Origin of the sequence: Bacillus sp. KS1, from assembly GCF_020075515.1 — a bacterium.
GTDB lineage: Bacteria > Bacillota > Bacilli > Bacillales > Bacillaceae > Bacillus > Bacillus velezensis.
On the sequence record NZ_JACAWW010000004.1, the window covers coordinates 97,268 to 110,861 of the forward strand.

A 13,594-nucleotide genomic window follows, 5' to 3' on the forward strand; every position below is an offset into this window, starting at 1 on the left:
ATCATCTCTTTCCTTTCTTTACCGGACTGTACGCCGTCCGTTTAATTTCTCTGCCAGAATCGCGCCAATGTCGGCAAGCGGGCCCGGCTGGCACATATCTTTATGGCGGCAGTCTAAGTCATACCGCTCGATTTTCCCCGTAATATACGGTTTCCAAGTATCCGGCTCAATCGGGTCAAACCACTCCGGAATAATCGTGGATCTGAAGAACAGCACATCTCCGTGGAACGGCTTCGGCTTGTATGTTCCTAACAGCCCGACAGAATTAATGTACGTGTCTTTCAGATTCATCATCACTGACTCGTCCAGACTGGCTAATGCGCTTCCCTCACGGCGGAGAATGGTCAGCGCGGTGTCAAAATCAAGCGGCTGATCCCCGAGGCTGTCCGGGTCGTACCCTCCCAGGGCAAGCAGCGCAATGACGGCTTCCTCGTCATCAGGCGCATTTTTTATCGGCAGAAAATGATTCGGATACGCGTCAAGCATCACCAAAAGCGAAACCTCTTCACCCCGGCTCTGTAATTGTGTCGCCATGGCCTGAATGACATTCCCTCCAAGAGACCAGCCGAGCAGACGGTACGGCCCTTTCGGCTGCACGGTGCGGATTTTTTCAATATAATCCGCCGCCATGTCATCTAAGCTTTGCGGAAGCGGTTCTTTTTTTCCGATGCCTCTCGCCTGTAAGCCGTATATCGGATAATCAGCCTCTAAAGAAGACATCAGCCCGGCATAACACCAGCTGAGACCGCCGGCCGGATGGACACAGAACAACGGTGTTTCTTCTCCTGCCGTTCTGAGCGGAAGAAGAACATCAAGCGCGCTTGCGCCCGTTCCTGACTCAAGTCTTTCAGCAAGGCTTGCCACCGTAGGAGCTTCAAATAGTGTTCCGATACTGAGCTCGGCTCCCATCGCTTCCCGAATACGGCTCATTAAATGAACCGCAAGCAAAGAATGGCCGCCTAAATCAAAAAATCTGTCATCAATACCGACACGCGGCAGATGAAGCACCTCTGCGAACAGCTCACACAGCATTTCTTCCTGCGGCGTTCTCGGTCCCCGGCCGGTGACCTCCGTTTGGAAGTCAGGCGCAGGGAGCGCTTTTCGGTCAAGCTTTCCATTCGGTGTCAGCGGCAGTTCATTCATTTGGACAAAAGCTGACGGAACCATGTAATCCGGAAGGCTTTCTTCGGCAAACCGGCGCATGTCCCCCGTGTCCAAGGTGCTGCCGGCAGATCGGACAAGGTAGGCGGCCAGCCGTTTATCTCCCGGCCGGTCTTCACGGACGACTACGGCGGCATCCTCGACATCCGGATGTTTGACGAGAACCGCTTCGATTTCTCCCAATTCAATCCGGAAGCCGCGGATTTTAATCTGGTGGTCCGCCCTGCCCATATAATCAAGAGAACCGTCTGTCCGCACACGGGCTAAATCCCCCGTCCGGTACATTCTCGTTCCCGGCGGGCCGTACGGATCAGCCACAAAGCGTTCGGCGGTCAGGCTTTGCCGCCCTAAGTAGCCGCGTGCCACGCCTCCTCCGGCCACATACATTTCGCCAGTGATGCCCGGGGGCACAGGCTCCAGCCGGTCATCAAGCACATATACGTTCAGATCAGGAATGCCGCAGCCGATGAGGCTGTTTGCTCTCAGCTCGGCAATGTTTTTGTCTAATTCAAGGTAACTGACGTGCACCGTCGTTTCCGTAATGCCGTACATATTCACGAGCACCGGCTGATTGTCCGCGTGGCGGCTGTACCAATCCTCAAGCCGGCTCAGCTCAAGCGCCTCGCCGCCGAAGATGATATATCTGAGTGCGAGCTGACGCCCCAGCTCTTTGTGTTCTTTTTCCGCATGCATCAGCTGGTAAAACGCTGACGGCGTTTGGTTAAGCACGGTCACCCGCTCTTTCACGAGAAGATGTAAAAACGCTTCCGGCGATCTGCTGATGTCATGCGGCACGACGACGAGACGTCCGCCGTGAAGCAGCGGCCCCCACATTTCCCAGACAGAGAAATCGAAAGCGTAGGAGTGAAACATCGTCCATACATCATCAGAATGAAAGTGATACCAATGCCGCGTCGACTCAAACAGCCGGATAACATTGCTGTGCGGAATGATGACACCTTTCGGCACACCTGTTGATCCCGACGTGTAAATGACATAGGCCGGGTGAAGCGGTGACAGCGGACGAATACGGTCGGCATTCTCAGGGTTCGTGACGGCATATTGCCGAAGTGTTTCCTTGTTCTGCGGATCATCCAAGATGAAGGGCGGCATGCCGCTTTCGATAGAGAGCTTACTTGCGCCTTCACGGTTGGTGAGCATAAATACAGGCTTGGCATCATGTAACATAAAAGCAATGCGGTCCGCGGGATAATCAGGATCAAGCGGCAAATACGCTGCCCCCGTCTTCAGGACGGCTAACAGCCCGACAATCATATCTAAAGAACGCGGCAGCGCCAGTGCGACAAACTGCTCCGGGCCGACGCCGCGGGCAATCATCATGTGCGCGAGCTGATTGGCTTTTTCATTCAGCTCTTTATAACTGAGACCGCTCTCTTCAAATACTGCCGCAGTTTCATCCGATTTTGCGGCGGCCTGTATTTCAAACAGTTCAGGCAGTGTCTGCCGAGGCTGAATATGCTGTTTTGCCTGTTTAACCGGCAAAAGCTTCCGGCGCTCTTCATCAGAAAGAATGGTTAAGCTTCCGATCGGTTTTTCCGGATGTGATGCAGCATCTTCGAGCAGAAGAAGCAGGCGTCCGGCAAGTGCTTCAGCCGTTTCTTTTCTGAATAAGTCCGTACTGAACTCCAGCAGGCCTTCAATACCGGCAGGCGTGCCGTCGTCATGGCGCTGTTCCGCCAATTCCAGCGTCAAATCAAATTTGGACGATCCGACACTGCTGATTTGCAGGCTTGTTTCCATATCAGGAAGACTGAGTACAGGGTCAGGCGTATTTTGGAATGCGAGCATCACTTGGAACAGCGGATGTCTTGATCGGGAACGACTCGGATTCAATTCTTCCACGAGACGTTCAAACGGCACATCCTGATGTTCATATGCTGCGAGATTCATTTCTCTGACCCTTTCAAGGAGCTCACAAAAGCTCGGATCGCCAGAGGTATCGGTTCTCAGCACGAGTGTATTAATGAACATACCCACAAGGTCTCCCAATGCGTCATCACTGCGGCCGGCTATCGGACTGCCGATCGGAATATCGGTCCCTGCACCGAGCCGGGTCAGTAACGCAGAAAGCCCTGATTGAATCACCATAAACAGGCTTACGCGCTGCTTTCTGGCAAGTGAGAGAAGACGGGCATGAAGCTCTTGGCCGATGTTGACCGGAATGACGCCGCCCCTGTAGCTTGATTCAGCGGGACGCGGAAAATCAGACGGCAGCTCCAGCTGATCCGGTACATTTTCAAGCGTTTTCTTCCAGAAATCCAGCTGGCGCGCAATTAAGCTCTCAGAATCAGACGCGCTGCCTAAAAGCTGCTGCTGCCAAAGCGCATAATCCGCATATTGAACCGCCAGCGGCGCCCATTCTGCTTTTTCACCTGTTTGCCGGGTGATATAGGCTATGGATAAGTCACGCATGAGCGGATTCAAGGACCAGCCATCACCTGCGATGTGATGCAGGAGAATCATCAGCGTATACTCGCCGTCACCAAGATCAAACAGCTCAGCCCGGACGGCCGGTTCTTTAGTGAGATCAAACCGATATCGTGCCGCAGCGGCAAGCATGTCTTGGAGCTCGTTTTTGTCTGCACGCGTCACTGTAAACACAGGGCGGGCTTCTTCAGCAGATAAAATGAGCTGATGCGATGATCCCTTATTTTCCGGAAAAATGGTGCGCAGGCTTTCATGACGGCTGACAACATCGTAAAAGGCGTGTTTCAGCGCTGATTGGTCAAGCTTGCCTGACATGCGGACAATCACCGGAATGTTGTAAGTCGGGCTTGGCCCTTCAAGACAGTAGAGAAACCATAGACGCTGCTGCGCAAATGACAGCGGGATGTGCTCCGGCCGGTCAAACGGCTTGAGCTTAGGCCGCGCGCTCTTTGCGGTGTCAAGCTGTGCGGCGAGCCCGGCAACGGTCGGCGTATCAAACAGACGGCCGATGCCAAGCTCTGCGCCCATTGTCTCCCGAACCCGGCTCATCAGGCGTCCGGCTAAGAGCGAATGTCCGCCCAATTCAAAGAACCCGTCATCAATTCCGACCCGCGCGAGACCGAGAACCTCGGCAAACAGATCGCATAATATTTCTTCCTGCGGTGTCCGCGGCCCTCTGTCAGACAGGACAGCGGAAAAATCAGGTGCAGGCAGAGCGCTGCGATCGAGCTTCTTATTCGGCGTCAGCGGCAATTCTTTCAGCTGTACAAACGCGCCCGGCACCATATAATCCGGCAGGCTTTCGGCCATATATGCACGAAGTCCGCCGATATCAAGGGGCTGATCCGCGACAGCATAAGCCGCCAGCCGCTTATCTCCCGGCTGGTCTTCACGGACAATGACGGCGGCCTGCGAAATACCCGGATATTTCGACAGCACTGACTCAATTTCTCCTAATTCTATCCGGAACCCGCGGATTTTAATTTGGTGATCGGCTCTGCTGATATAATCAAGCGAGCCGTCCTCACGCCAGCGCACGAGATCTCCCGTCCGGTACATCCTCGCGCCCGCGGACCCGTACGGATCGGCAATGAATCTTTCAGCTGTTAAATCAGGACGGTTATAATAACCTCTGGCAAGCCCCTCGCCCGCTATATAAAGCTCGCCCGCAATTCCCGGCGGGACGGGCTGCAATGCGGCGTCCAGCACGTATACCCGCGTGTTCCAAATCGGCTTTCCGATCGGAGGCGCCCCTGTATGGCCTTTTGCAAGCGGCTGTGCGGCCGACCAGATTGTTGTTTCAGTCGGCCCGTACAGATTCGTCACCGTACAGCCTGATTCAAGCAGAGCATGCATAAGCGCCTTCGGAAGCGCCTCACCTCCGACAAGCACCTGCAGCGCCCGGAGCGAATCCGGTTCATTGGTGACTAATGAATGCCACAATGTCGGTGTTGCCTGCATGATTGAAATACCGTATGAGTGAATCATGTGCGCAAGCGCCCGCGGTTCCTGAATCGTCTCTTTACGTGCGATGACGCACCCCGCCCCGCTGATGAGCGGAAGGAAGAGCTCAAGTCCGGAAATATCAAACGCCGCTGTCGTAACGGCAAGCAGGCGGTCTTGTTCGCCGAGCGGGAACATTTCCCGCATGGATAAGAGGAAATTGCTTACGCTTTTTAATGTCACGACTACGCCTTTCGGTTTGCCCGTTGAACCCGATGTATAGATGATATAAGCGGGGTGCAAAGGCGAACATTCCGCCTGAGCGGGACAGTCAGCATTTTGAGCGGCAACGGTTTTTACCGTATCCGGGTCATCGAGAATGATCCTTTTTGCATCACTGTCTTCCGGCAAGCGTCCGGATAATTCCATCGTTGTAATCAGGCAGGCAGGCTGTGCATCTTTGAGCATGTATGTGATCCGCTCAGAAGGAAAATCAGGATCAAGCGGCAGGTATGCGGCTCCCGTTTTCAAAACGGCCAGCATGCTCACGGCCAACTCCTGTGACCGCGGAAGCAGCAAAGCGGCAAATTGTTCCGGTCCCAGCCCCTTTTCCTTTAGCATGCCGGCAAGCTGGTTCGCGCGCTTGTTCAATTCGGCATAGCTGAGCTCTTCGTTTTCGGTGATGATTGCCGGCCGGTCCGGTGTTTTCACGGCCTGTTCGTAGAACAGCTCCGGCAGACTTTTCTGCTTCTCGGCCTTGCGCGTGTCATTCCAGCTTTCCAGTACGCGGAGACGTTCACTTTCAAGCAGAAGGTTGAGTGTGCCGATTTTTTGTGTCTGGTCTTTCACAGCGGATTCCAACAGAAGCAGGAAGCGTTTTTGATGGTTTTCAATATCTTCGGCGCTGTACACTTCCGGATTCGCATCAAAGTCCACACGCATTCCGCTTCCGTCCGCTCTGTCGTAAACGTTAATTGACAAATCATCAACGGGCCCTGCTGACAAATTATGGACGCTTCCCCGCGCTCCGGCGAAATCAAGCGCGTAGTCAAACGGCATCACATTGACTTGCGGGCCGAACAGCCTGCGATTTTCTCCGAGCAATTTAAGGTCGCGGCGCATGTCTTCATGGCGGTATTTCTGATGGCGCCGGATGTTTCGGATTTCTTTTGCCACTTGGCTGACGGCCTCATGAAAATTCATATCCGGGCGGAGAGAAAGCCGTAAAGGCAGAAGATTCATGACCATACTCGGAATATTCAGTGAAATCGAGCCGATCCGCCCCATCATCGGCAAACCGAGCACGATATCCCCTGCGTTTGTCATCCGGTGGACATATACCGCCGCTGCGGCAGTGACGGCTTCATGCCAGTTCGGAATCGCTTTTACATGCTGTAAAGCCGTTTCAGAAAGATAAGCCGTACTTCTCCGAAAACTTGTTGACGTTCGCGGCGCTCTTTCCGCCAAACTGACGACATCAGGTTCATCCGCAAATTTCTCCATCCAAAATTCCCGATCTTTCAGGAATTGATCAGACGCGCGGTATTCTTGTTCTTCTTTTATCAGCTCCTCCAAAGAGCCGAAGGAGCGCCCGTTATCCGGACGTCCTTCCCGTATTGCGGTGTACATTTGCGCCGTGCGCCGTGCCAGCAGTGAAAAACCGTAGCCGTCTATCGCAATGTGGTGAATGCGCTGATACCAGAAAAAGCGTTCCGGTCCCGCCTGAAATAAAATGTCGCGGAACAAAGGCCCGGCCACCATATCAACGGGCTCAGCCAAATCTGTCTGCATGAGTCTGAGTGCGGCCTGCTTCGGATCAGCTTCTGAACTCACATCTATGACATCGATCGCAGCCTCAAATGGAGGATTGATGATCTGCTTCGGCCCGTCTGCTCCCTCTTCGAAGCGGGCGTGTAATGACGCGGCTTCCGTCAGCACGCGTTCGAGAGCGGTTTTAAATATGTTCACATCGATCGCGCCGTTTATCTCAACGTACTCGCCTGTATTGTAAATCGGATTATCAGGATCAAGCTGCTGCGCAAACCAGATACCGGCCTGTGCGCCTGTCAGAGGCAGCTGTTGTGTATCATGCATTCTATTCTCTCCCCTTTATAAATAATCTGCGTTCGGCAAGACTTTTTGAGATCGGGAAGAAAGAAGTCTCCACCACTCTTCCAGCGTCGGGTTCTCCGCCAGTTCCACAAACGTCACTTCGGCTCCGTCACGGCGCCATTGTTCGACAAGACTCATGATTCTGACGGAGTCAAGACCTCTGTTCAGCAGGTCTTCATGATCCGGAATATCAGACGGTGATTCTTGAAGAATCGCCGCAATTTGTTCCCGCACCCGGTCTTTTGTCAATACGGCGGAAACCTTCTCTTCTCCTTCAGAAACCGGCGCGCCGTCCAGCAGCTCCAGCACTTCGTTTGTCAAAGCTGTGTAAGCGCAGCGCTGAGACGCATATTCGATGGCCATCTTATGTTTTTCTGAAGAAAAATCAGCAACGGCATCTCCGATAAAGAAGCTTTGGATATCATCCATAAATGCTTCACATGCTGTGACGAGGCAGCCGATGTGTGCATAAATTCCCGTAATCATGAGCTGGTCTCTGCCGCTTTCACGCATGATCTCAAGGAGATTCGTCCGTTTAAACGCGCTGTATCTCCACTTTGTGAGGACAATGTCCTGATCATCCGGGGCAAGCTCCGGAATGACCTTTTCTTCATAAGGCCCGCTTTTTAGCCCCGGCCCCCAAAAATCCGTCAGCAGCGCGCGGTCCGCCGGGTCTTGGCTGCCCGGCTGCGCGGTATACACCACCGGAATGCCGAGTGCTTTGCATTGCTCTTTTATTTTTTTGATATTCTGAGACACCTCTGTGATCGGAGCGACACCTTTCGCAAAAGCATCGACGAAATAATTCTGCATGTCATGGATCAGAAGCACCGCGCGTTTCGGATTCAGCGTCCACGATACTTTATTTTCAGGCATATCTGACGCTGTCGGCAGCGCATATGCGGGAATAGACGGTATAGCCAATGTAAACACTTCCTTTTTTAAGATTGTTTGATTTCAGCCGGCTTTACTTTTTGGGCGATCGTTTCGCGAAGATCCTTTTTACTGACCTTGCCGACGCCAGTTTTCGGGAAAGAAGCGATAAATTCAATCCGGTCGGGGATTTTATATGCCGCCAGTCCGCGCTCCCGTAAAAATGCTTTCAGCTCTCCCGGTTTCGGCGCTTCTCCTTTCGGGATGACGAACACACAGGATCGCTCCCCGAGAAAATCATCCGGCATTGAAACCATAGCCGCATCATGAACGGCAGGATGCGCAAGAAGGTGATTTTCCACCTCCTCAGTGGCTATTTTTTCACCGCCCCGGTTGATTTGATCTTTCGCACGTCCTTCGACGATGATATAGCCGTCCGCCGTCAGTTTGACGATATCGCCGGTCTGATAAAATCCGTCGGCTGTGAATGATCTTTCATTATGTTCAGGCGCTTTATAATATCCGCGAATCGTGTAAGGGCCGCGTGTAAACAAATGTCCCGCTTCACCGGGGGCTACATCCCGCCCGTCATCGTCTAAAACCCTCACCTCATCAAAAGGTGACATCGGTCTGCCTTGCGTATTGACAATGATCTCTTCAGGATCATCCAGTCTCGTATAATTCACCAATCCTTCCGCCATTCCGAAAACCTGCTGAAGGGTGCATCCGAAAGCGCTCTTTACGCGGCGGGCCGCCTCAGCGCTGAATTTGGCGCCTCCTACCTGCAGCACTTGAAGGCTTGATAAATCATCACTTCGCGAACCGGATGCGTCCATCCACACCATCGCAAGCGGCGGGACGAGCGCTGTAATCGTGACACGTTCTTTTTCAATTAACGGGAAGCAGTCATCCGGACTCGGCGTCGGTGACAGAACAACCCGGCCCCCGGCATATAAAGTTCCCAGCACACCTGGCGAGCTGAGCGGATAATTATGCGCTGTCGGCAGAGCGGCCAAATAAACGCTGTGATGATCCAAGCCGCATATTTCCGCGCTGATGCGCAAACTGTATATGTAATCGTCGTGTGTTCGCGGAATCAGCTTGGACAGCCCCGTACTGCCTCCTGAAAGCTGTAAAAAGGCGACTTCCGCCGGGCTTACATCTTCAAGCTGAACAGGCTCTCTATGCAGGCTGCTCAGTTCCTGAAACTCTTCAGCTTCGCCGGCTACAATAACATGCGCCAAATCCGGAAGTTTGTCTTTCACCTGTCTGGCAAGCGCTCTGTAATCAAAACCTGAATGCATATCAGGAATGATGTATGCTTTCGCCTCTGCAAACTCGCAGAAATACGTAATCTCACTGCTTCTATGAGAAGGCAGCGCGAAAACGGGCAGTGCTCCGAGGCGGAACAGCGCGAAAATCACTTCAAAAAACTCAGCGATATTCGGCAGCTGAACGACAACGCGGTCTTCCTTTTGAATTCCGAGCTCATGCAGCCCCGCCGCTAAACGATCGGCCTTTTCATCTAATTCTTTGTAGGTCCAATGTACATCTTTACACGTCACGGCAGTTTGATTTCCGTATAAAGCCGCGCGCTCTTTCAGCATTCCTCCGAACGTCTCACCCTTCCAGCAGCCGTCTTTTCGGTATTTGTCAGCCCATTCTTCCGGCCATGGCGTAAATCCAGTCAGCACGATCCGTTCCCTCCTTTTTTACAACTCATCTTGGTAAAGTCCCATCGCCCGGAGCATGGTGCGGAATTTCGCCGATGTCTCGTCCAGTTCATCCTCCGGCTTTGATCCGGCGACAATTCCAGCACCCGCAAAGAGCCGGAGAGACCTTGTTTCCGCTTCGGCGCAGCGAAGTGCGATAATCCATTCTCCGTCACCCTCAGCATCACACCAGCCCGCCATTCCCGTGTAGAAATTGCGGTCAAACGGCTCAATATCCTGAATCGCTTCTCTCGCCGCATCTGTCGGTGTTCCGCATACCGCGGGTGTCGGATGCAGGGCGATGGCCAGCTCAAGTGATGTCGTTGACGGATCACGCAGCTCTCCCTTTACCTCGGTGGACAGGTGCCACATCGCCTCAGTTTTAATGAGTGACGGTTTTTCCGGCACATCAAGCACACGGCAGAACGGTTTAAGGGCGGCGGCCACGGCGGCCACAACTACGGCATGTTCATGCAGATCTTTTGCTGATTGCAGCAGTTCTTCCGCTCTTCTCTGATCCTCGGCGGGATCTGTGCTGCGTGGTCTGGAACCTGCCAGCGGATTGGACAGAATCGATGTTCCGTTTTTGGACAGCAGCAGTTCAGGACTTGCGCCGAAAAGCGTTTTTCTTGTTTCTGACGTTCCCGTCACATCCGCAGCGAATGTATAGCCGCGCGGGTTGTGCTGCGCCAAATGCTTGACGGCCTGAGGAATGTCGATATTCTTTTCAGCGGTCAGATGAAGCGTCCTTGACAGCACGATTTTGCTGAGCGGACCGTCCGTAATGTTGAATACGCCTTGTTCCACACCGCTCATAAAGCCCTCAGGCTCCGGAATGGGACGGATGTCATATGTATTGGATTGCGGCTTTTCTGCGGAAGATTCCGCAAACGAAAGCGGGCCTGCCGTATGGACATTCTTCGGTACAAAAAGCCGGGAAGCTTTTCTGCCGTCAAAAGGAATGGCGCCGGCCGCAATCGGATGTTTGATGCCGGCTTTCTTTGCCTCAAGAAGCGTCTGTCTCACGCGTTCAGGCAGTGAATCCAGCTGATTTTCCGTGTCTGTATCAGGCACTTCCGCAAACATTCCTTCCGCAAGCATCGTACCTTTCGGGGAAGCTAAAAAGAACGCCCCGGGCTTGTAAGCGTCCAGCACCTCTTTTGCAGACACTTCCGTCAATACATGTTGATTTGTCATGTTTGTCCCTCCTTCTCGTTAAATCAAACGCCTAAAGTAGCGCCGCCATCAACGCATAAATCATGCATCGTAATATGGTTTGCCTGTTCAGAAGCCAGAAACAAAACGGCATTTGCAATATCAGAAGGCTTCGCCAGCTTTTGAAGCGGAATTCCCGTTTTATATGTATCAAGCGAACCTCTGATGACGTCCCGGGCTCCGTTCTCGTACTGCCACAGCGCCCGCTGCATGTCGGTTTCCGTTGAACCCGGAGATACGATGTTGCAGCGGATATGATGGGCCGCAAGCTCCAGTCCGAGGCATTTCGTAAACATGGCGGCAGCCGCTTTTGACGCCGCATAAGCCGCCATGGAAGCACGCGGAACGCCGGCTGCATTCGAACCGACCGTAACGATGGCGCCCTTTTTCCGCTCAATCATGTACCGGCTTACAGCCCGTGACACATGAAATACGCCGGTCGTATTAACAGAAAATGTTTGATCCCAATCTTCATCACTGAGAGATTGCACCGGACCCGGCCGCAGCACGCCCGCAACGTTCGCCAATATTTCAATAGGCCCCATGTCGCGTTCAACGGCGGCGATGATATTATTGACAGCCGCACTGTCAGATACATCTGCGGCAAAACCCTGCGCCTGCACGCCTTTTTGCCGGAGTCTGTCAGTAAGCCTGAGAAGCAGGTCTTCATTTGTATCTATAGCTGCCACATTTACGCCTTGTTCAGCAAGGGCAAGCGCTGTTGCTTCTCCGATGCCTTGAGCGGCGCCGGTGACAACGGCCGTTTTCCCTTTCATTCCCAATGCGTCCATATTATCATTCCCTTTCTATATTGATAATGATTATCATTATCACTTATGATTCAAGACAATCATATCCAAATCAAAACACGCAGTCAATTAGAAAATTAGAATCAGCCGCATTTAGTTCGAAGGGCCTGTTTTTTCTCATGCGGGAGAATACGGGGTATGCGGCCCTCCCGGATTCAGGCAGAAACGCAGGGCTCTGCTGATTAAAACGGGCAGGACAGAAATATGGCCCTCTCCTTCAAACTCGCTGTATTCAGCACGGACTCCATCATCTTCAAATCCCGATAATAAAGAGTACAGCGTCTCTGCGTGCTGCGGGATTCTGCTTTTATGTGTTTTTTCAATTTCTCCCGCAGCCAGCAATACGCTGACTTGAAGATTTTCCGCAGAGAGCCGGTCTGACAAACGTTCCGCTTTTTCCTGAATAAAACGCTTGTTCCAGTGAATTGACGGACTCCCGGCAACATAGGTCTGAAACATGTCCGGCCTCGTCAAAAGCACTTGCAGCACAAAAAGACCGCCCAGCGAATGGCCGAAAATTGTCTGCCTGCCTCTGTCGATCGGATAATCCCGCTCCATCGCGGGCTTTACTTCTTCTTCTATAAACTCCAGAAATGCTTCCGCCCCTCCCTGTTCGGGCCATGCCGCGCCGCGCGGATGCACCGGCAGTTCTGATTCAGAAAGCGGCATCGTAAAATCACTGTGGCGTTCGGCGGAAAACGGCTGATCTGTCGGGTAGCCGATTCCGACAATCACCGCCGGAACAACGCCTGTTTTTTCAGGCCGTCGGCTTTGCACCCGCAAAGCTTCGGTCATTGTGCCGAACACAGAATTCGCATCGAGCAGGTATATGACGGGGAAGCCGGATGCAGGCGGCTCTTCCTGAGGAAAAGAGACAAAGATACGATACGTACGGCCTCCTTTAGAGCGCATTTCTCTTACTTCTGTGCCCGGAACCGCGTATCGGCCGGCCGGCGTGAAACCCCGCTTTATTTGTTTTCCGTCCATTATATGTTCATCCCCTTTGCGGCAATTGCTTTATCTATGCTTATTGATAATGATTTTCAATATCAAAAGACACCTCAAATAATAGGTTTTTTGCCAAACAAAGTCAATGGATTTTTGATATAAAAAAAGCACCTTATTTCAATAAGGTACCTAAGAACTATATAGTGATACGGGCTTAATCCCATGTAAAGCGCTCATTCTTCCATGGGTCTCCCCTCATATGGTAGCCGTTTTTCTCCCAAAAGCCGGGGTGGTTTTCCTTTGTGAACTGAATGCCGCGCAGCCATTTGGCGCTTTTCCAAAAATAAAGGTGGGGGAAAACGCCTCTGAGCGGATAGCCGTGCTCTGGCGTTAACGGCTCGCCGTTATGCGCATATGCCAGCAGGGATGTCTCCCGCGTAAAATCAGAAAGCGGCAGATTGGCCGTCCAGCCCTCTTCAGCGTGCAAAATGACGAAACCGGCTTCTTTGTGCACGCCCGCTTTCTCAGCGATGTCTTTGGCGCGTATGCCCTGCCAGATATTATCAAGACGGGACCAGCCCGTGACGCAATGAATATCATTTTTCACTTCGGCTTCAGGAAAGGCTTTGATATCTTCAAAGCTTAACAGCATAGGACGGTCAACAAGCCCGTACACCTGCAGGTTCCATTTTGACATATCTTCATAATAAGGAACATTTCCGGCGTGAAGCACGGGAAACTTCGTTGTGACATTTTGGTTTGGCGGAATCCGTTCCGAATGTTTTGTTTGTTTCGTTTTCCCGAAAAACATATGGCTCCCTCCATTTAGTAAACCTATATTAAATCTTTGTTGACAATCAATCACCCTTCGAT

The 13,594-nt window shown here is 52.5% G+C and carries 7 protein-coding genes; all 7 read right to left on the bottom strand.

Annotated elements, in window-relative coordinates; translation table 11 throughout:
• Window positions 1-18: 18 nt before the first annotated feature.
• The 7 genes from HWY38_RS00845 to HWY38_RS00875 all read right to left on the bottom strand — a co-directional run bounded on the left by HWY38_RS00845 (window position 19) and on the right by HWY38_RS00875 (window position 13,532).
• Window positions 19-7,146: an amino acid adenylation domain-containing protein gene (locus HWY38_RS00845; RefSeq protein ID WP_224181074.1), complete on the bottom strand. Its 7,128-nt coding sequence runs from the start codon at window positions 7,144-7,146 to the stop codon at window positions 19-21.
• A 15-nt stretch (window positions 7,147-7,161) separates the two neighbouring features.
• Window positions 7,162-8,088: an isochorismatase gene (locus tag HWY38_RS00850; RefSeq protein WP_224181075.1), complete on the bottom strand. Its 927-nt coding sequence runs from the start codon at window positions 8,086-8,088 to the stop codon at window positions 7,162-7,164.
• A gap of 17 nt (window positions 8,089-8,105) precedes the next feature.
• The gene (locus HWY38_RS00855) at window positions 8,106-9,731 is read right to left on the bottom strand and encodes a (2,3-dihydroxybenzoyl)adenylate synthase (protein WP_224181076.1); all 1,626 of its coding nucleotides are present in this window, start codon (window positions 9,729-9,731) and stop codon (window positions 8,106-8,108) included.
• 18 nt (window positions 9,732-9,749) lie between these two features.
• Window positions 9,750-10,946, bottom strand: a complete 1,197-nt coding sequence (dhbC, locus tag HWY38_RS00860; RefSeq protein WP_224181077.1) for an isochorismate synthase DhbC — start codon at window positions 10,944-10,946, stop codon at window positions 9,750-9,752.
• Window positions 10,947-10,969: 23 nt separating this feature from the next.
• Window positions 10,970-11,755, bottom strand: coding sequence for a 2,3-dihydro-2,3-dihydroxybenzoate dehydrogenase (locus HWY38_RS00865; protein WP_224181078.1), 786 nt, complete (start codon window positions 11,753-11,755; stop codon window positions 10,970-10,972).
• 135 nt (window positions 11,756-11,890) lie between these two features.
• Window positions 11,891-12,760, bottom strand: coding sequence for an alpha/beta hydrolase (locus HWY38_RS00870; RefSeq protein ID WP_224181079.1), 870 nt, complete (start codon window positions 12,758-12,760; stop codon window positions 11,891-11,893).
• Between the two features lie 175 nt (window positions 12,761-12,935).
• Window positions 12,936-13,532, bottom strand: coding sequence for a sulfite oxidase-like oxidoreductase (locus HWY38_RS00875; RefSeq protein WP_224181080.1), 597 nt, complete (start codon window positions 13,530-13,532; stop codon window positions 12,936-12,938).
• Window positions 13,533-13,594: the final 62 nt, after the last annotated feature.